Origin of the sequence: Halomonas sp. SIMBA_159 (assembly GCF_046536035.1) — a bacterium.
Classification (GTDB): Bacteria; Pseudomonadota; Gammaproteobacteria; order Pseudomonadales; family Halomonadaceae; genus Vreelandella; species Vreelandella venusta_A.
On sequence record NZ_JAWJBT010000545.1, the window covers coordinates 1 to 273 of the forward strand.

Genomic DNA, 273 nt, shown 5'->3' on the forward strand with positions numbered 1-273 from the left:
CTTCCCACGCTGTGGCGAAGATCTGAACTATGCCCGTCGCCTGGCACGCGATGCAGGATGTGATGCGAAAATTGTTGCCAAGGTTGAACGTGCGGAAGCCGTTTGCAGCCAGGATGCAATGGATGACATCATCCTCGCCTCTGACGTGGTAATGGTTGCACGTGGCGACCTCGGTGTGGAAATTGGCGACCCGGAACTGGTCGGCATTCAGAAAGCGTTGATCCGTCGTGCGCGTCAGCTAAACCGAGCGGTAATCACGGCGACCCAGATGAT

General features: G+C 56.8%; 1 protein-coding gene. It reads left to right on the forward strand.

What is annotated here, in order from left to right:
• Positions 1-273: pyruvate kinase (locus tag R0J87_RS20395; RefSeq protein ID WP_498888535.1), on the forward strand; the 273-nt coding region annotated here is incomplete at both ends.